This window comes from Vreelandella stevensii S18214 (genome assembly GCF_000275725.1).
GTDB lineage: Bacteria > Pseudomonadota > Gammaproteobacteria > Pseudomonadales > Halomonadaceae > Vreelandella > Vreelandella stevensii.
In genome coordinates this window covers 63,091-80,845 of the sequence record NZ_AJTS01000052.1, presented here as the reverse complement: position 1 = coordinate 80,845, position 17,755 = coordinate 63,091, and the positions used below count along the sequence as shown (strand labels likewise).

Sequence of the window (17,755 nt, the reverse complement as noted above, 5' to 3'; positions counted from 1 at the left end):
TGCGTCCGCATCGGCATCCGCGTCGGCATCTGTATCGTCAGCAGTAGCGGCAGCGGCAGCACCTCCGTCAAACTCTACGAATTCGGCGCCTTCCAAGCCGCCTTCGGTGCTGAAGCTTTGTGGGTCGGTTTCTTCGGCGATCCGGGCAGCGCGGACGAAGCTGCTGCCGCCGCCACCGCCACCACCTGCGCCAGCACCGGCAGCAGTAGCATCAAGGAGGTCGAGCAGGTCACCGTCTTCATCTTCAAGGGCGGCAAGCAGGGCTTCCAGGTCATCGTCCTGGGCGCTGGCATCGGTGGCGACAATGGCGTCTGTGTTCAGCTCAGGGGTAACAGCAACTTCCTGGCCACCCTCTACTACGTTGGCGCCGGTGCCGTCGGCAAAGTCCAGCTCGACGCGACCATCGGCGGAGGTAATGAGTGTTTCACCCTCCTGAATGACGTCACCGATGCGCAGTTCACGCAGGTTGCCATCTTCGTCGCGTGCCCATGCTTGACCTGAAATCGCAATCACCGTTGCCATGTCTTGTTCTCCACCCACCGCTCGATTAAGGGGTTGCCGAGGCTGACTGACTGCAGACGCAGAAAAGCCTATTGGCGGCATTTTAAACAAGGTAGCGCTGGCCAACGGGGTTGCCTATTGTACCGGTGGCCAATACGCAATGAATGGGCAGTATTTGCGTGTCAAGCAAACGAGAAACGGAGGTTACGGGTCTGCGCGTAGGGATTCATGAGCCTTTAACAGACCCGCCATCATATTGAGAGCGCCAGCGTCATTATCGAAGCGGCAGCGGTGGCAAAACTCATGGGCTCGCGCGGCCAGCGCGATATGGAGCGTGGCCTCTTCCGGGGAGTGCAGCGCTTCCCACTCGGGGCTCTGGGTGAGCTGCGGCCAGTTTGCCGACAACAGCGCGAGCACTTCCCCATTGAGTTTGGCCGAGAGAGGCCAATGGGCGCCCAGGGTATCATGGCTCCAGCCTTGCCAGTCGAGTAATAGAGGTTGTTGGTTTATCAATGCGAGGCGTGCAGTGGCAGGGTTCTGAAGCGTGAGGCCGGCTGGCACCTTCTCGATTAACGCGATCATATGTGGCCAGCTTTCCTGGAATCGCGTGATCTGAAAGCCTTGCCGATCGTCCTGCATCAAATAATCAAAGCGGTTCGTATCAATGCTTCTCATGCGTTCTGGCAACGTGGCAAAGGTAGCTCGGTACTGTGCTATCAGGCTCGGTGACAGCGGCGTCTGCAGTAACGCTTGGCGAAGCGCCGCCAGCCAGGGTTTGCGTTCTTCCGAGTTGAGCCATTGCGGGCGCAGGCTGCCGATGTCTAGAGCGACGTAATGGCACCAGAGCAAGTCGCCATGACCGATTAGTTTGGGTACTTCAGACGGCATTGCTCCCGCCGCCGCACTGCGCTCTTCGAGCAGCGCAATTTCGTGGTGCGCTTCGTTCTCTCGCGAAGGCACGTAACATTTCAACAGCCAGTAGGAGGGGCTTGCGCTGTCCTGCTGCGTGCGTAGCAGCACATGGGCGACGGTACGACTGTGCAGCAGACGGCACTCGACGATGTCGACGAATGCGAGATGATGACGTTCGGCCAACCAGGCGGGCAGCCATTGGGTCAATCGTGCCGCATCAAAGCGCTTGAGGAAGTCCGTTGCTTCGCCAATCGCTACCTGCCGGGCGCGAGGGAGCAACAGCATGTTGATGTGCTGAACGTGTTTGATGATACCCAGAGCGTTGACCATGCCGTTGACGCTGGCGGCCATCATTTGGCGCAACGCAATCAGCAGAACGAACAGTGTGAACAGGGGACGCGCCGATCCATACAGATAGTCGATGGCCAGGATGACAAAGCCAAGCGCAAAGCTGATATTGATGACCGACAATACGTTGCTTTGCAGCGTTTCCTGAAGCTGTGGCACTTTTTCGAAGCGGTAGTAACGCGCCACGATAAACCCCAGGATGGCCACGCAAACCGCTGCCAGGAACCCTAGCGCCGGGTGCAAAAGGGCAATGACCAAACAAAACAATAGGGCAATGCACGTCGAGGAGAGCGCTCCCATCACGATGGCCAGCATGCGCCTGCCCAAAGGCCGATGATTAGCTACCAGGCGTGTCTTGTTGAGCCTAAGCAAAAGGGCGTCGAACAAACGTGAGATGCTGCGCTTGACCCACCACCGCATTAGCGCAAACGCGCAAAAGCAGAGAACGGCCAGGGCCAGTAGCATCGCCATCTTGTCATTATCGCCAAACTGTGCAGGCAATCCGCGGGTCAAACGACTCTGACCGCTCATCAAGACTTGTAACAGCTGCCAAGGTAGCAACAGGCTGGCCAGCAACAGTATCTGCGCTGTTACTTGCTTCAAGAGAATGGCGCCTACCTGCCAGCGGAATGGTCGCACCACCTCACCCAAAAGGGCCCACATCAGGTCGCGTAGGTGGCGACGATGAGCCCTCTGCTCTTCGGTTGCCGACATGTAACCCTTCACTCCCGTTCTTTCAGCATGGTATCGATCAGCTGCATGAACCTACGCAGCTCTTCAGGCTGATGCTCCTTCGGCGCGTAGGCCGATATCGCCCGGTATAAAGCCGCCAGAATGGCATGGTTATACTGCAAGCTGCGCTGCTCGGCTTCGGCCCAGCCGTAAGTGGGCCATTGCTGTTGTTCAGCCAGGGAAATGCTCGCCTGATGGAGTGATTCGAACAGAGGCGCGACGAAGCGGCTACCGTGAAGATGCTCCAATGTCACTACCTGGCTGCCATCGTGGTAGCGCAGCGACATCAGTGAGCTGGGCAGCGAGATACTGCCTTGGGGGTCGAGTAGATAAAATAATCGTTGCCATAGGGTCACGGCGCCATAGCTCGACTGCATGATGCTTTCCAGGTCGCTACTAGCCGTAGGCAGAGGGGGACCGGGCTGCACGTCACCACTCAGCAGCGACTCCGACCAGCGTGCCAGCCCTTCGTGTACCCACCCTTGCTTGAACATCATGTGGGCGTTTTGATACAGGTGGAAAAGCTCGTGGGCTGGTGTCAGGTTAGTGGCGGCCTCAACACGTCCGCCCAGGGCCATGCGAATATGGCATTCGGGAATAGCCGGGTTACGCACTACTTCGTCATAGGCTTGGCCGCCGCGAACCTGCTCCGTACGCAGAATCACCATGATAAAGTCGGCCTGCTGATAACGGGGCCTTTGCAAGGGGGGCGTCAGACCCAATACCTCACGAAACAGCACGTCGGCAGCCAGCAGCTGGGTGGCAATGTCTGTAAGCCGCTCAGCCTCGGAGACACGGTACTGATCTGACGCCTGCATGAAAAAATGCGCCCCCACTTCATGGGCCACTTGCGCGTGCTCTGCCCCCACAAGGGCCAGCGCGGGCTCACGTGACAAGGTGCGACAAACGCTGGCAATCGAGGCATCCTGTTGTGCCACGCCCGCCCACAGGTCGCTGCCGAGCAACAGGGCCAGCAGAACCAGCGCCCCTTTACGCACCGCGACGGTCAGGTGCGTCATGCACTCCCTGCCTGATGCCCCGCCAGTAATAACTGCTGATAAGCCACTAGCCCAGAAAGGTAGTGTTCGACATCGTCGATGCGCACGCGAAAGCTGTGATGACGAATGAAAAAACCGTCTTGCACGGTGTACGGGGCCTTGAAGTACATGGCCACTTCCGGCCAGAAAAATCCATTTTGCAGGTAGTTCGCGCGGGTATGCAGCGCGTGATAGAACGCATCGATGTCTAGGCCATCGAGCACATCGGCAAGCTCCGGCATCTGCTCCAGCGTGAGCAGTGTCTTGTGGAACGCCATGGAGAGTTCCAACAGCGTTGGGAAAGTGGTGATCCGGTCACGGATGAAGTCGATGTACCCTGCTACGTTGCGCACTGCGAATTCAAAATAGCGGCGCTCGGGGCGGTACATCACCAGCTCATTGGTACAGTAGGCCAGCCAGTGATCGTGGGCCTGCTCATGGCCGTTGTCGATAAAATAGTCAAAGGCCTTGACGACACACGCAAGCCACTGGGGGTTACGAGTCTGGCCGTAAAGCCGCATCAGCGCAAAGGCCGCTTCGCCATCGTAGTAGATGATTCGGCTCTTTTCCTTGAGCGATAAATCCGCCGCATTCAGCACATGCACGAAGCTGCCATCAGCCTCCTGCATGCGGACGATCCCCAACGCCAGCGCGTCGGCCAACGCAGCATAGCGGTCATCGTCCATCACCTGCTGATACTTGACCAGGGCCAGGATAGCCACTGCATTAGCCCCTAGTTTGATGATGTTTCCCGTGTCGACCACATAGGCCGCGCCATCACGCTCGATGATGTCCCGATCGCGCAAGCTCTCCAACGCGCGGTCTATCTGGCCATGCAACTGGCGGAGCTGTTCATCGTCAAGAAGCCGTTGAGTAAGGCAGCTTTCATAACCTTCCAGGAGCGCATAAGTACTGCTGGCATGGCGGAGGATGTTATAGGTGCCAATGTCACGATTGAAACAGGGAAAATAACCATACACATAGCGGCCATTCGCCTGTACCTGCCTACCCAGAAAGCGCGTCGAGCGGGCTATCAGTTCAGCGGTGGAGGCAGGCGTCAACGGCGGAGTTTCACGACGCCCCCAGCAGCGAGGCTGCGTGCTCAGAAGATGATGGCTCGGCTGTTCACCGCCAAACGCCAAAAAGACGCCAGCCGTGGCAAAACTCCACATGGGCATATCGTCGGTAAAGCTTGGCATCTGGCTAGAGCCGTGGCGGGCCTTGAGGTAGCGCTCCAGGTGGGCCTGGTTGATTTGCGCATGGCCCACCTGGTGCCCGCCATACAGGCAGGCGTTGGCATTCAGCTCCATTTCACTGAGCAGTAGCCTGGCTTCGCGCTTGCCTTCAAACGCCAAACCACTGCGAAAGTAGCTACGCTTATAGCGCGTGAGTTCCTGCTTGAAGGCCCCCCAACGACCTTCACGCACGGCGAAAGGCCACTCGATGCGACACCCCACCAACGGATGCTCGAATTTGCGCTGCAGTCGGGTAATCGCTTGTTCAAGCGCAGGCACCAGTACTTCCCACTGGCCAGCCCGCAGTGCGCTGACATCGACCGTCAGCGTCGTGACCTGAGCTCGCGTATAGCCGTCGCTCACCGAGACCAGTAACAGTGAATCGAAAGGGGCTACGCTGGCATGCTGATGCCGCCATTGTGACAACACGTCAGATCCCACAGCATGCAAAGCATCATGCAAGGCTGAGTGGATAGCCTCACGGGCAACGTGTGCTTCCTGAACGGCGTGATCCGACATGTCATGGCTCGCGTAAGTAGTGAGGGTGTAAGTGACGAACGAGGTGAGGTACTGGCAGCGGACGCTTTGGTGTGCAACGATGTGGCCCCCAAAAACGCAGCCACAGCGGGTCACTCAACGTTGTCAGGGGCATGCTCCGCCACCGGCGCCAACTTGAGAATCAGCTGCAGCCGGTCGCGTACTGACAGCTTTCGAAAAATAGCGCTCAGATGCGCTTTGACCGTGCGCTCCGTGATCTCCAGCTGGCGGGCCACCTCTTTGTTCGTGGCGCCACGCGCCACGGCCAACGCAACGCCACGCTCTCGCTCGGTGAGCAGCTGCAGGTAGTCGCTGTGTTGATAACGGTCATGGTCAACGCGCTGCTGAAGAGCCTTGAACGTACCACCGAGGACTTTCGCCAGTAACTCTTGCCCTACCCAAACACCCTGATGGGTTACGACCAGAGCCACCTGGTTCAGCACATCAGCCGCCGCCAAGGTGTGCACATAGCCTCTGGCGCCCAGGTCCAATGCCCTTAGCGCTTCACGGTCGTCGGGGGTGTAGCTCAGCACCACCACGATGGCACCCTGCTCTATCAGCGCAGGAACCATGAGTGGCCAGCTATCCACGGTAGTGGAAAGCCACACAAGATCATTGGGCACTACGTGCTGGCCCAGGGTGTCAGGCGTCAGGGCTCCCACATCCTGAAACGCTTTTTTCCAGCGCGCCTTCAAACTCCCGTCTGTTGTTATAAACCAGTGTTTCATCAGCGCTCTCCCATGGAATCTCGCCACGCCCTTAAAACAGGTTTCAGCATGAACTGCATGACGGTTCGCTTACCGGTGACGATATCCACTTGTGCGGTCATCCCCGGTATGACCTGCAGCCGGTCGGCTACGTTTTCATTCTCCTGGCTGCGCACGCGAACCAGATAGAAGGTATTGCCATCATCATCGGTAATAGTGTCAGCGCTGATATGCTCGAGTTCGGCCTGCAACCCACCATAAATCGCGTAGTCGTAGGCGGTGAGCTTGATGGTGGCTGGCTGGCCCGGGTGCAGGAAGGCGATATCCTGCGGGGCGATGCGTGCCTCCACCAGAAGTTGATCATCGGTCGGCACGATTTCCACAACTTCCTGGCCCGGCTGAGCGACACCACCAATCGTATTGATGTGGATACGCTGTACGATGCCGTCTACCGGTGACCGGATCTCCGTCAACCGGACGCGATCCTGCAAGCCAGTGCCTGACTGCTGCAGGGCATTCAAATCACCCAGCGCTTGGGCCAAATCATTACGCCACTCGCTGCGACGCTCGGCCCCCAGTTCCCTCAACTGAGTTTCGGCTTCTTCCACGGCAGCTTGCAAACGTGACACCGAGGCATCTGCCTGGTTGCGCTCACCCGTGGCACGCGATACTTCCCGCTGCAAACGCAGCACTTCCACTTCCGACACCGCACCGGATGCCAGCAAGGGGCGCGTCAGGTTCAGTTCCTGGCTAGCCATGTTCGCTTCACGCTGAGCCGTGTCGCGCCGTGCCTGTGCTTCACGTAGCTCTTCTCGACGCTGACGGATACGGTCATTGAGTACGTTTTCCTGCTCGCGCAGCTCTTCGCGACGACTCTCGTACACCTCGCGCTCTTGCATGACGATATGCGGCACTTCTTCGCGCAGCTCATCGGAGGGTTCGAAGGGTGAATTGGTGGCCAGCGCCCTTAACCGCTCGGCACGTGCCTCCAGCGCAAAGCGCTGGGCGCGGTTTTCCCTGAAATCCGAGACGAAGCGGGTAGGGTCGATCTGCATCAGCACATCTCCCGCACTGACCAGCTGCCCTTCACGGATCATGATCTGATTGACCACCCCGCCGTCGAAGGATTGGATCCGCTGGAGCTGGCTGGCGGGGATGACGCGGCCCGTGCCTCGGGTCACTTCATCGATGGCGGCGAAATAGGACCATGTCAGCAGGGCTACGATGGTCAGCAGTACCGTATAGAGAAACAGGCGCGCACGGATAGGCTCTTGCTGCATGCGCGCCCAGTCGGTGTCGCTTGCCCAATCCCGATTCAGGTGCGCAGAGGTGACCCGTTTGGCGAACAGTCGATCCATGAAAGGTCGGAACGGTTTTTGACCCTTTTCGGAAAAACGGCCAATCGCATCGAAGCCTTTTTGCTCTGGTGTCACGGAAGGCTTGCGTGCCATCAGGAAGCCCTCCCGATTTGCCCTTTACGCAAGGCCTCCACCACGGTATCGCGGGGGCCATCGGCCACCACTTTGCCCGCATCCATGACGATGATGCGATCGACCAGCGACAGCAGCGATGTGCGGTGGGTCACCACGAGAATCGTCTTGCCTGCCGATATGCGGGTCAGATTGGCCTTGAAGGCTTCTTCACTGGCGTTGTCCATGGAGCTGGTCGGCTCGTCCAACAGCAAGATGGGCGGGTCCTGCACCAGCGCTCGGGCAATGGCCACCGCCTGCTTTTGCCCACCAGACAATGCCTGACCGCGCTCGCCCACCTGCAAATCCACCCCGTGAGGGTGGCCATTCACCAGTGTTTCCAGCCCGGCGAGTTCCAGCGCCCTGAGCAATGCTTCGTCATCGACGCGGTCATTCCCACCCCCGGCTACGATGTTCTCGCGCAAGGAACCCGAGAACAGACTGACATCCTGCGGCACATAGCCAATATGGCGGCGCAGATGCAGCGGATCCAGCTGGCGGATATCGACGTTGTCGACCAGCACGGCACCTGCCGTTGGCTGATAGAACCCCATGATCAGCTTATTGAGAGATGACTTGCCACAGCCAATACGACCCAGCAGGGCGACTTTCTCTCCTGCCTTGATGTGAATCGAGACCTCACGCAAAGCATCGCGCTCTTCATCCGGGTAGCGCAGGGTGACTTTCTCGAGACGGATATTACCTTCGAAGCTGGGTTTTTCGACGTAGGACTTGCCCTCATGACGCTCGCTTTTCTTATCCATTACGGTGTTGAGCGTTTCCAAGGTAGTAGCAGACTGATGGTACTGCGCCAGTAGCGCTGCCGTTTGGCTAATGGGCGACATGGCACGGGAAGACAGCATGTAGGCCGCGATTAGCCCCCCTTGGGTGAGATTACCTTCGATAATCTGGTAGACACCGATAATGATCACGCAGACCGCGACGCTATGCTGAGCCCATAGCGCCACGTTGGATACCGACGTACTGACCATTTTCAGCTGGCTACCGGTTTTAGCCAAAAACGCTGTGGCTTTTTCCCATTGGCGTTGAATGCGGCTCTCGGCCCGTAGGGCCTTGACGTTTTCCAATTGAGAAACCGACTCGACCAACAAGGAGTTGCGTTGAGCACCGACCTCCCAAGCGGTTTGCGAAAGTTCGTGCAACTTGCCTTGCGCGGCCAATGCATATAGCAGTACAAACACGGCTCCGATCAATACCGGCAGTACTAACCAGGGATTGATCAGTGCAATAATGGCCGCAAACATCAGCACGAAGGGAAGATCGACAATCCCCAGAATCGTCGCCGAACCAATAAAATTACGAACCGATTCGAACGACTGCATGGTGGCTGTGAACGCGCCGGTCGATGCCGGCCGCTCTTCCAACCGGACACCCAGTGCTTTTGCCATGAGCGATGAAGAGAGTTTGACATCCGCGCGGCTGGCAGCAAGATCCACAAAGCTGCTGCGCATCAGTCGCAGTGCCAAATCGAAACACAACACGATAAAAATACCGATAGCCAGCACCCACAACGTCTCAGTCGCCTGATTGGGTACGACGCGGTCGTATACGTTGAGCACGAAAAGCGGCATGGCGATGGCAAACAGGTTGATGGCCACCGACCCCAATACGATGTCTCTATATAACCGCCGATTCTCGCGAATTACGCCCCAAAACCAGTGCTGATCCCGGCGCTTCTTACTATTAACGCCTGGTTCGGAAGCATTGTCCGTCAGAAACTTCGGGCGAACGTAAATGGCATCGCCGCTATAGCCCGCATGGAGCTCCGCTAAAGGGATTTCGACTTCGGATTCCGTCAGTTCAGGAAACAGCACACGGGCTTTTTGCTGCTTGAGATCAATGGCCAACAGCACACAGGCCCGGCCAGGTTCGAGCAGCAGCACAGCAGGTAGCAGTGCTGGATTGAGCCCCGAGAGAGGGCTTTTGACGATACGCGCAGTCAGACCAGCTCTGGAGGCTGCCCGGCCAAACACAGAAGGCGTTAGCTTGCCGTCTTCCAGCGGCAACCCCGCTCGCAATGCTTCTGCAGAGACTTCATGCTGATGAAACGAGGCAATTGCCTTGAGGCATTCCAGCAATTCATCGCCACCTGGCGGCTCGCTGGCAAATGAGTTTGCTGCGTCTGTCTTCGTTAGCTTCGCTTGTGTCACACAGACCTCGTATCCTCAGGGAAGCGCTTAAATATACATGCCTGACGACTAAAAAGTGGCCGCCAGCGGTGGGCTTTTGTGAGCCGGATAATAATGGATAGCTAGACTGACGGCGTTTTCAAAACCATAGAACACCGTCAGCCGTAGCGACACTGTTTAGACGTCAGGCATCATCACATAGGTGGCTGCTGACGCGTACACCGGTGACTGGCTAGTTAACTCGTGACTGAACTGGGCACTGATACCTCGAGTGAAGTCTTCCAGCGTAAACCCGCGCGGCCCTTCCGTACCACACGCCATTTCGGGATTCTGCGCCATGCCTTCGTAGCCCAGCTCTGCCAGGCTGGGGATGTCGTCACGGACGACGTCCAGGGTTTGCATTAGTTGTCCCATGGCGGCCAAGGTGCGGGCCTGGGCCAGCGTCAGATCAAACTCTGCGTTGGCATAGGCACGGCTGGCCTCGAAGAACTCGTTTTCGCTGTCCAGCACGTCCAGCAGAGTGCGCTGACCGATATCGAACTGCTGTTGATAAGCACCGCGGACCCGGTCAATGGACTGGCGATGATCATTCAAATAGCGCAGCTGCTCGCCAATGCGCTGGGTATCGTTGTAAGCAATCTGCGTGGTCTGACGCACGTTGGTACAAGCGACTTCGCGCTGGTTGACCGCCTGCTCGATTCGGGTGGTGGCCGCCTCGAAGGCAGCACTATCAGAACCACCACGGTAAAGGTTCATGCTCGCGACCAGCTGAATGCTGTGCTCGTCGCGGCGTCCTGAAATGGCGTCATCCTGATTATTGGTGCCGGTACGCCCTTGGATATCCAGACGCGGCATGAACGCAGCACGCTCTGCGCTCTGCACGGCCCGCTGGGCAGCGATATTCTCGATGGCAGCGTGGAACTCAGGATTCCCTTGGAACGCCATCTGAATGGCCTGGCTCACATCCGTGGGTAAATCAGCCGCCAGTGAGGGCGCAGGCGTCATGTTCTGAGGCGGCAGTTGGCCGACCAGGCGCTGATAGCGCGCCGTCACGTCATGCAGGTTGGAGGCTTCGGTCATCAGGTTGGACTCGGCGAGCGCCAGACGACCACTGATTTGCGCCAGGTCTACCCCTCTGCCCGCACCCGAAAGGGCGCGCTCTTCGATCTGCGAAAACACGCGGCGGTGTTCGCGGTAATTATCTTGCGCCAAACGCACCATTTCACGGAAGCGCATGACATCCAGATATGCCTGGAAGGTTTCCAAGGCAATATTTTCACTGGCCCCCAGCAGCTCGAAATAGGCAATCAAGCGCGTACGATCCAAACGCTCCACTTCACTGCGCGTCGCGAAACCATCGAAGACCATCTGGGTCAGCGTCAGCTCGGCAAAATCACTGTTATAGCTGCCTCGCCCATCGTTCTGCTGATCTTGACGTCCTACCCCCGCCGAAACATCAATAGAGGGCAGATAATTACCTTGAGCAACGCGCACGTCGCTACCTGCTGCGCTAAAGTTGGCCCAAGCGGCATTAACCTGAGGATTGCTGACGATGGTTTGCTGAATGGTACTGACCACATCCGTAGCGCCCGGCGCGTAAAGCGTAGCAGGCAGGTTTTGTGCCAATGCCGTCAGTGGCAGGCAACCCAAGGTTGCCACGGCTGCGGGGAGCAGACCGCGTTGTAAAAAAGAGGATGATGCTTGCGTGGTTGTTTTGCTGTTCTTCATGGCCGTGAATCCCTAATGAACGTTTCTCGCTGCAGATGAGCAAGTAGCCTTTCCCTGTGCAACAACGCTGCCGCGCATTGTTACCCCTCTTGGCTGCTTACCCGCCAACACTGGCTCATCTATGGCGCTTTGTTGTCGCCGAGTTCAATTGACCATGAGTGCTGCCTAGACAAAACACCCTGGCAAATTGCTATTAGCTAAAATTAAACGTCTGAGCACCAGTCGCAAGCCATAAAAACAAAAGTCACAAAAATTTACAATAACATGCTGAAAAAACACTCAATCGGTAGCGGGCAATTCCTTTCTCGGCCACTGCTGAAGCGCCAGCCCCGCCAGGATCAGCAATAGACCAGTCAACGTCGAGCTCAGTAATGGCTCGCCCACCACGACATAGAGCAATAACAGAGAGACCGGCGGAGAGAGAAATATCAACGTAGACACCTTGGCGGTTCGAGACACCTTGTGGATCGCCAACTGCCACAGCACGAAGGCAATGCCCATCTCGAACAATCCTACGTATACGCCGGAGGCCAGCGCGGTCATGCCATGCCACTGAAACCCCGGACCAAAAAGTAACAGAATGGTTAAAAAAGGTAACCCAACACTGAAGTTTTGCCACTGCCCCACTAACGGCGGCCGGGCATCTCGCGCATTCAGTAGCCAGTAGAGTGCCCACAACAACGTTGAGGCAAGCGCCAGCGCAACGCCTAAACCATCCTCGAAGGCGACGTTGAAAACCTGTCCACGCGTCGCAATGACCCACACCCCGGCATAGGCGATCAGCCCGGCCACCATGTCTCTTCGTGTCAACTGGTGACCCAGCAGAGGCACCGCCAGAAACGCCATGGCCAATGCCCAAGTGTAGTTCAAGGCCATGGCCTCCTGGCCTGGCAGGCGGTCGTAGGCTGCAAACAACACCAGATAATACGCGACGGGGTTCATCAGCCCCGCCCATAAGGCCGTGCGCCAGCCGTACCTGAGCGCCTGCTGCATGCGCCCTTGAGCAACTACCAGCGCGCCCATCAACAGCCATGACACCAACGCCGCTAGCCACATTAGCTCTAACGGGCTCATCCAGGAGAGTGCCAGCTTGAAGGCGGTCGCTACCGTCGACCAAAGGGCGACCGCCCCCAGTCCATACAGAATAGCCGCTCTATCCTGGCTCATCGGTCGATGTGCCCAAGGTCACGGTCAGGGTCGATGTGATCGCGTACCTGCTGTTTGAGCGTCTTGATATCCGGGAAGCCGCCGTCACGTTTGCGCTCCCAAAGCAGCGTGTCATCACACCAGATTTCAAACCGGCCCCCATGGGAAGGCACGAGCGCGACCTGGTCGAGCTGCTCACCAAACGTGGACAGTAACTCTTGGGCATACCAGCCGCTGCGCAGCAGCCACTGACACTGGGTGCAGTAGTGAATCCGGACCTGCGGCATGGCGTACTCCTTATCGGCCAATTCCCTGACAAGCTAAACTATCATGTCGATTACGCTATGATATTGATCAAGCATTCTGTCATCTTATATTAGCAACTGCCAAGGAACCCCATGGCCCAGCCAGATGTTTCACAAACGCGTCTCTATGAGTGGCTGACGGGCGATGACGACAGCCGTATGTGTGCCGACATCCCCGAGGGCGCTTGCCAGGAGCAGCCGCGTAACTTTTTCCATCATCTATGGGCGGCATTGGGTAACAAGCTGGCGGATGAACTCTCCAGTGCAAGGCTGGTATTGCCCTGGTTGATGGGCATCATCGGTGCGCCAGTGTGGATGGTGGGCTTGCTGGTCCCCATCCGTGAGGCTGGCGCGCTGCTGCCTCAGCTGTTCGTGGCAGGCTTCATCCGCCTGAAACCTCAGCGCAAGTGGGTATGGGTCACCGGAGCGCTTCTTCAAGCCTTGGCCGCACTGTTCCTCGCGTTACTGGCGCTCTGGGGAAGTGGCACGCTGGGCGGATTTCTGGTGCTGGCGGTGCTGGTGGTACTGTCATTAGCGAGAGGGCTCTCATCGATCGCCACCAAGGACGTCCTTGGCAAGACCATCGCCAAGCGCAGGCGAGGGACCCTCATGGGCTGGAGTGGCAGCGTAGCAGGTGCCGCCACGCTGGCGGCGGGCGGTGTGTTGCTGTGGTTCGGTGACCGCCCAAGTAACGTGGCGCTGGCCCTATTGTTATGTGTCGCGGCGGCGGGATGGTTGCTCAACGCGTTCAGCGCAGCGCGCATCAAGGAGGTGCCAGGCGCCGTAGAAGGCGGTGAAAACGCCTGGGACAGCATCAAACTCGGTCTCACCCTGATGCGTGAGGACCGCACCTTTCTGCACTTCAATCTGGCCAGGGCCTTATTGCTTTCCAGTGCGCTTGCCCTGCCCTACCTGGCGCTGTTGGGCCAACAACAAAGCGGCAGTGAGCTGGGCGGGCTAGGCATCATGGTGGTGGTGTCCGGGTTGTCAGCGATGATTGCCAGCCCCATTTGGGGAAAACGTGCCGACCAGTCCAGTCGCCGCGTCATGCGCGACGCTGCTATCGGTACTGCTCTGTGCTGCTGCCTTGGCGCGGGCATTGCCTGGCTACCGGGGGAGTGGACACGCAGCGTGCTGCCCTATGCCGGCGTTTATGCCCTGCTGATGATCATTCACCACGGGGTTCGCTTGGGCCGCAAGACCTATCTGGTCGATATGGCCAATCAGGACAACCGCGCACTATATGTGGCGCTATCCAATACCTTCACAGGGGTGCTCATGCTGGCAGTGGGCGGCCTGATTGGCGGGCTGGCCCAGTGGCTTGGCAGCAGCCTATTGCTGCTGGTGCTGGCGGCCACGGCACTCGGGGCCATGGTAAGCGCTCAGCGTCTTCCAGAAGCAGAGTGATCTTCAAGGATTGCAAACCCGTGCAACGCTCGCCATGATGGGCGGGAATCACGGCGTAACGTGGTTTTTTTGCTATCCTAGCTGTAATCAGTGGTAAGTGGCATCGCCTACCCTGCCTATAACGAGCCTCGCGCTGACGAACAGCGACACGGCTAGAATGACGAGAAGCAACAGGAATCCATTGATGAAACGATCTCCCTTGATCAGCCCGGAGTTACTCGAACGCATTGTTGATGCTTCTGAAGATGGCATTGTCGTTGCAGAGCAGGAAGGTGACGAAAACATTCTGATTTACGTCAACAAGGGCTTCGAACGACTGACCGGCTATAGCGCAGACGAAATCCTGTATCGAGATTGTCGTTTCCTGCAGAACGAAGACCGCGATCAGGATGCGCTCGCGTCGATTCGTGATGCGCTGCAGGATGGACGTCCCTCTCGCGAAGTGCTGCGCAACTATCGTAAAGACGGCACGATGTTCTGGAACGAGCTATCGATTACGCCGGTTTATGATGAAGCCGACAACCTGATGTACTACATCGGCGTGCAGAAAGACGTCACCGAACGGGTCGAAGCCCAGCTGGCTTTGGCAGCGCTGAAAGAACAGCAGGCTCTGGCCGAATAGCGTTTGTGGCCATGCTGCTTTTGGTAGCTCTGGGGATTTAATGGCGGCCAAGGCAAGTTTGTGCTTGAACTTCATCCCAACTGGCGTTATATAGCGCCTAGGCGCTTGTTTAGCGTTAGGCGCTCCCTGCGGAAGGGAGCCGTTGTGATGCCGGTGCGCCGGCTTGGGTTGGAGGGCATACCATGAGCCGTGACCCCTTGAATCGTGAGACCTACACCAGCGACGGGCTGGACGCCGACGACTTCGACAACCTGGACGCGGTCAACGACGATCAATATGCCAAGAGCAAACCCAGCAAGGCCGACACCCTGCGCGCACGGCGCCAGGTGGAAGCATGGCTAGAAGAGCGACGCCTGCAGCGTGCCATCAAAGACGACTGGGACGAAGAAGAGTAGCGCCTTACGGGTAGATGCTCTGTCGTTCGAACAGGGGGCAATCATTGGATTGCCCCTTTTCATTTAATTCAGCGCGTAATGGATTCAGGATAGCCTGGGTAGCCACCCAAACCTGCTTGTGGGAGGCCAATTCATTGGGCGACGGCCTGGGCAGGCACCGGTGCCTGAATCGTCGCGAGCTAAAGCTCCCTCCCACAACAACCCCCTCCCGCAGCAGTGAGTGCCTCTAGGCCAGCTTGTGGGAGGCCAATTCATTGGGCGACTGTCTGGGCAGGCACCGCTGCCGCCATCATCGCGGGCTAAAGCCCCCTCCCACAACAGCAAAGTGGCGGGGGTGGGGCCTGTGGGTTCAGGATAGCCTGAGTAGCCACCCCAACCTGCCTGTGGGAGGCCAATTTCATTGGGCGACTGTCTGGGCAGGCACTGGTGCCTGAATCGTCGCGAGCTAAAGCTCCCTCCCACAACAACCCCCTCCCGCAGCAGTGAGTGCCTCCAGGCCAGCCTGTGGGAGGCCAATAGATTCAAACCAGTCTGCGTAGAATTTTTCATTTCCGCACGTTTTTTCGTTTCATCCTGCTCACCTGACTCAGTACCGTGCGGCTGGCCTTTAGCCGCGCTGGGCACTATCATCTGTACACCAAGCCAGCACCGCTGGCCCCGCTTTTACCACAACCTAACGGATTTCCATGGCGCAATACGTATTCACCATGAATCGGGTTGGCAAAGTCGTGCCGCCCAAGAAGCAAATTCTCAAGGATATCTCGCTGTCGTTCTTCCCGGGCGCCAAAATCGGCGTACTAGGCCTGAACGGCGCCGGTAAATCCACGCTGCTGCGCATCATGGCCGGTGTCGATAAAGAGTTTGAAGGTGAAGCTCGTCCGATGCCCGGCATCAACGTGGGCTACCTGCCTCAGGAGCCGCAGCTGGACGACGAGAAAAACGTCCGGGATACCGTCGAAGAAGCGCTAGGTGCCCTGAAGGAAGCTCAGCAGAAACTGGATGCGGTGTACGCGGCTTACGCAGAACCGGATGCAGACTTCGATGCCCTCGCCAGCGAACAGGCGCGCCTCGAAAACATCATCGAAGCCGCCGATGCGCATAACATCGAGCGTAAGCTGGAAGTGGCCGCCGAAGCGCTGCGTCTGCCGCCCTGGGACGCCAAGGTAGGCAACCTTTCCGGGGGCGAGCGCCGCCGTGTGGCTCTGTGCCGCCTGCTGCTGTCCAGCCCGGACATGCTGCTGCTGGACGAACCCACCAACCACCTGGATGCGGAATCGGTGGCCTGGCTGGAGCGCTTCCTGCACGACTACAACGGCACCGTCGTGGCGATCACTCACGACCGCTATTTCCTGGACAACGTGGCGGGCTGGATTCTCGAGCTGGATCGTGGCCAGGGCATCCCCTTCGAAGGCAACTACTCTCAGTGGCTGGAGCAGAAAGAGCAGCGCCTGACCCAGGAAGCCAAGCAGGAAGCCTCGCGCCAGAAGGCCATCAAGCAGGAGCTGGAGTGGGTACGCAGCAACGCCAAAGGCCGCCAGGCAAAAAGCAAGGCGCGTCTCAATCGCTTTGAAGAGATGCAGTCCGGCGACTACCAGAAGCGCAACGAAACCAACGAAATCTACATTCCGCCTGGCCCGCGCCTGGGTGACAAGGTCATCGAATTCCACAACGTCACCAAGCGTTTCGATGACAAGCTGCTCTACCAGGACCTCTCCTTTACCATTCCCCAGGGGGCCATTGTCGGCATCGTCGGCGGTAACGGCGCGGGTAAATCGACGCTGTTCAAGCTGGTCACCGGCAAGGAGCAGCCGGATGCGGGCGACGTGGTGATCGGTGAAACCGTGGATATCGCCTACGTCGAGCAGTTGCGCGATGCGCTGGACGACAAGCAGACGGTATGGGAAGCGGTGTCCGACGGTCAGGACATTCTCAATATCAACGGCTACGAAGTCTCTTCGCGTGCCTACGTGGGTCGCTTCAACTTCAAGGGCAACGACCAGCAGAAGCGCCTGGATGAGCTGTCGGGCGGTGAGCGCGGGCGCCTGCAGCTGGCGCAAACCCTCAAGCAGGGTGCCAACGTATTGCTGCTGGACGAACCCTCCAACGACCTGGACATCGAGACACTGCGCGCCCTGGAAGAAGCGCTACTGGCCTTCCCCGGCTGCGCCATGGTGATCTCCCACGACCGTTGGTTCCTGGATCGTATCGCCACGCACATCCTGGCCTTCGAGGGCGACTCTGAAGTGGTGTTCTTCGATGGCAATTACACGGAATACGAAGAAGATCACAAGAAACGAGTCGGCAACGACACGCCGAAGCGCATGAAGTACAAGCGTATCGACGCTTAACCGCGGGCGCCTTTCGCCTGCTAAAGCGACCTCCCACCGGTGCCTGGCAGGGCGGGTGTGGGAGGAAGCTTTAGCTCGCGATGGCTGACTTTGCCAGGGCGCCTGACGGCGCCCTTCGCCCGCTAAAGCGGCCTCCCACTAGCGCCTCTCGCCCGCAAAAGCAGCTCCCACCAGGT

14 protein-coding genes are annotated in these 17,755 nt (G+C 58.1%); 4 read left to right on the top strand and 10 right to left on the bottom strand.

The window, feature by feature from the left end:
• The 10 genes from HSS18214_RS18440 to HSS18214_RS0117585 form a co-directional block, all read right to left on the bottom strand.
• Positions 1-522, bottom strand: a 522-nt coding sequence (locus tag HSS18214_RS18440; RefSeq protein WP_040461387.1) for a retention module-containing protein, incomplete at its 3' end; no start/stop codon positions are given.
• A 183-nt stretch (positions 523-705) separates the two neighbouring features.
• Positions 706-2,475, bottom strand: a complete 1,770-nt coding sequence (locus HSS18214_RS0117625; RefSeq protein ID WP_156808553.1) for an ABC transporter ATP-binding protein — start codon at positions 2,473-2,475, stop codon at positions 706-708.
• 8 nt (positions 2,476-2,483) lie between these two features.
• Positions 2,484-3,512 carry a hypothetical protein gene (locus tag HSS18214_RS0117620; protein WP_016916591.1) on the bottom strand — a complete coding sequence of 343 codons (1,029 nt, stop codon included), beginning with the start codon at positions 3,510-3,512 and terminating at the stop codon, positions 2,484-2,486.
• A complete protein-coding gene (locus HSS18214_RS18435; protein ID WP_193365631.1) occupies positions 3,509-5,194 on the bottom strand; it encodes a Mur ligase in 1,686 nt (561 codons plus the stop codon). Before HSS18214_RS18435 ends, HSS18214_RS0117620 begins: the two co-directional genes overlap by 4 nt.
• Before the next feature lie 200 nt (positions 5,195-5,394).
• Complete coding sequence (locus HSS18214_RS0117610; protein ID WP_040461386.1) at positions 5,395-6,030, bottom strand: response regulator transcription factor; 636 nt, start codon at positions 6,028-6,030, stop codon at positions 5,395-5,397.
• Entirely contained in the window at positions 6,030-7,460 is a 1,431-nt protein-coding gene (locus tag HSS18214_RS0117605) for an HlyD family type I secretion periplasmic adaptor subunit (protein ID WP_016916588.1), read from the bottom strand. The genes HSS18214_RS0117610 and HSS18214_RS0117605 overlap by 1 nt, the downstream gene beginning before the upstream one ends.
• On the bottom strand, positions 7,460-9,577 hold the full coding sequence (locus tag HSS18214_RS0117600; protein ID WP_016916587.1) for a type I secretion system permease/ATPase: 2,118 nt from the start codon (positions 9,575-9,577) through the stop codon (positions 7,460-7,462). The genes HSS18214_RS0117605 and HSS18214_RS0117600 overlap by 1 nt, the downstream gene beginning before the upstream one ends.
• Positions 9,578-9,805: 228 nt before the next feature.
• Positions 9,806-11,356 carry a TolC family outer membrane protein gene (locus HSS18214_RS0117595; protein ID WP_016916586.1) on the bottom strand — a complete coding sequence of 517 codons (1,551 nt, stop codon included), beginning with the start codon at positions 11,354-11,356 and terminating at the stop codon, positions 9,806-9,808.
• A 279-nt stretch (positions 11,357-11,635) separates the two neighbouring features.
• Positions 11,636-12,523: a DMT family transporter gene (locus HSS18214_RS0117590; protein WP_016916585.1), complete on the bottom strand. Its 888-nt coding sequence runs from the start codon at positions 12,521-12,523 to the stop codon at positions 11,636-11,638.
• Positions 12,520-12,789: an Rdx family protein gene (locus HSS18214_RS0117585; protein ID WP_016916584.1), complete on the bottom strand. Its 270-nt coding sequence runs from the start codon at positions 12,787-12,789 to the stop codon at positions 12,520-12,522. Before HSS18214_RS0117585 ends, HSS18214_RS0117590 begins: the two co-directional genes overlap by 4 nt.
• A gap of 111 nt (positions 12,790-12,900) precedes the next feature.
• Here HSS18214_RS0117585 and HSS18214_RS0117580 point away from each other — a divergent pair, with 111 nt between their 5' ends.
• The 4 genes from HSS18214_RS0117580 to ettA all read left to right on the top strand — a co-directional run bounded on the left by HSS18214_RS0117580 (position 12,901) and on the right by ettA (position 17,579).
• Positions 12,901-14,214, top strand: coding sequence for an MFS transporter (locus HSS18214_RS0117580; protein WP_016916583.1), 1,314 nt, complete (start codon positions 12,901-12,903; stop codon positions 14,212-14,214).
• Between the two features lie 184 nt (positions 14,215-14,398).
• A complete protein-coding gene (locus HSS18214_RS0117575; RefSeq protein WP_016916582.1) occupies positions 14,399-14,836 on the top strand; it encodes a PAS domain S-box protein in 438 nt (145 codons plus the stop codon).
• A gap of 182 nt (positions 14,837-15,018) precedes the next feature.
• Positions 15,019-15,231 carry a PA3496 family putative envelope integrity protein gene (locus HSS18214_RS0117570; protein ID WP_016916581.1) on the top strand — a complete coding sequence of 71 codons (213 nt, stop codon included), beginning with the start codon at positions 15,019-15,021 and terminating at the stop codon, positions 15,229-15,231.
• A 686-nt stretch (positions 15,232-15,917) separates the two neighbouring features.
• Positions 15,918-17,579, top strand: coding sequence for an energy-dependent translational throttle protein EttA (gene ettA / locus HSS18214_RS0117565; RefSeq protein WP_016916580.1), 1,662 nt, complete (start codon positions 15,918-15,920; stop codon positions 17,577-17,579).
• Positions 17,580-17,755: the final 176 nt, after the last annotated feature.

Excerpts from the sequence above, each read along its gene's own strand:
- HSS18214_RS0117625 (WP_156808553.1), bottom strand. The coding sequence starts at position 2,475 with ATGTCGGCAACCGAAGAGCAGAGGGCTCATCGTCGCCACCTACGCGAC.
- HSS18214_RS0117620 (WP_016916591.1), bottom strand. The coding sequence starts at position 3,512 with ATGACGCACCTGACCGTCGCGGTGCGTAAAGGGGCGCTGGTTCTGCTG.
- HSS18214_RS0117610 (WP_040461386.1), bottom strand. The coding sequence starts at position 6,030 with ATGAAACACTGGTTTATAACAACAGACGGGAGTTTGAAGGCGCGCTGG.
- HSS18214_RS0117605 (WP_016916588.1), bottom strand. The coding sequence starts at position 7,460 with ATGGCACGCAAGCCTTCCGTGACACCAGAGCAAAAAGGCTTCGATGCG.
- HSS18214_RS0117595 (WP_016916586.1), bottom strand. The coding sequence starts at position 11,356 with ATGAAGAACAGCAAAACAACCACGCAAGCATCATCCTCTTTTTTACAA.
- HSS18214_RS0117590 (WP_016916585.1), bottom strand. The coding sequence starts at position 12,523 with ATGAGCCAGGATAGAGCGGCTATTCTGTATGGACTGGGGGCGGTCGCC.
- HSS18214_RS0117585 (WP_016916584.1), bottom strand. The coding sequence starts at position 12,789 with ATGCCGCAGGTCCGGATTCACTACTGCACCCAGTGTCAGTGGCTGCTG.
- HSS18214_RS0117580 (WP_016916583.1), top strand. The coding sequence starts at position 12,901 with ATGGCCCAGCCAGATGTTTCACAAACGCGTCTCTATGAGTGGCTGACG.
- HSS18214_RS0117575 (WP_016916582.1), top strand. The coding sequence starts at position 14,399 with ATGAAACGATCTCCCTTGATCAGCCCGGAGTTACTCGAACGCATTGTT.
- HSS18214_RS0117570 (WP_016916581.1), top strand. The coding sequence starts at position 15,019 with ATGAGCCGTGACCCCTTGAATCGTGAGACCTACACCAGCGACGGGCTG.
- ettA (WP_016916580.1), top strand. The coding sequence starts at position 15,918 with ATGGCGCAATACGTATTCACCATGAATCGGGTTGGCAAAGTCGTGCCG.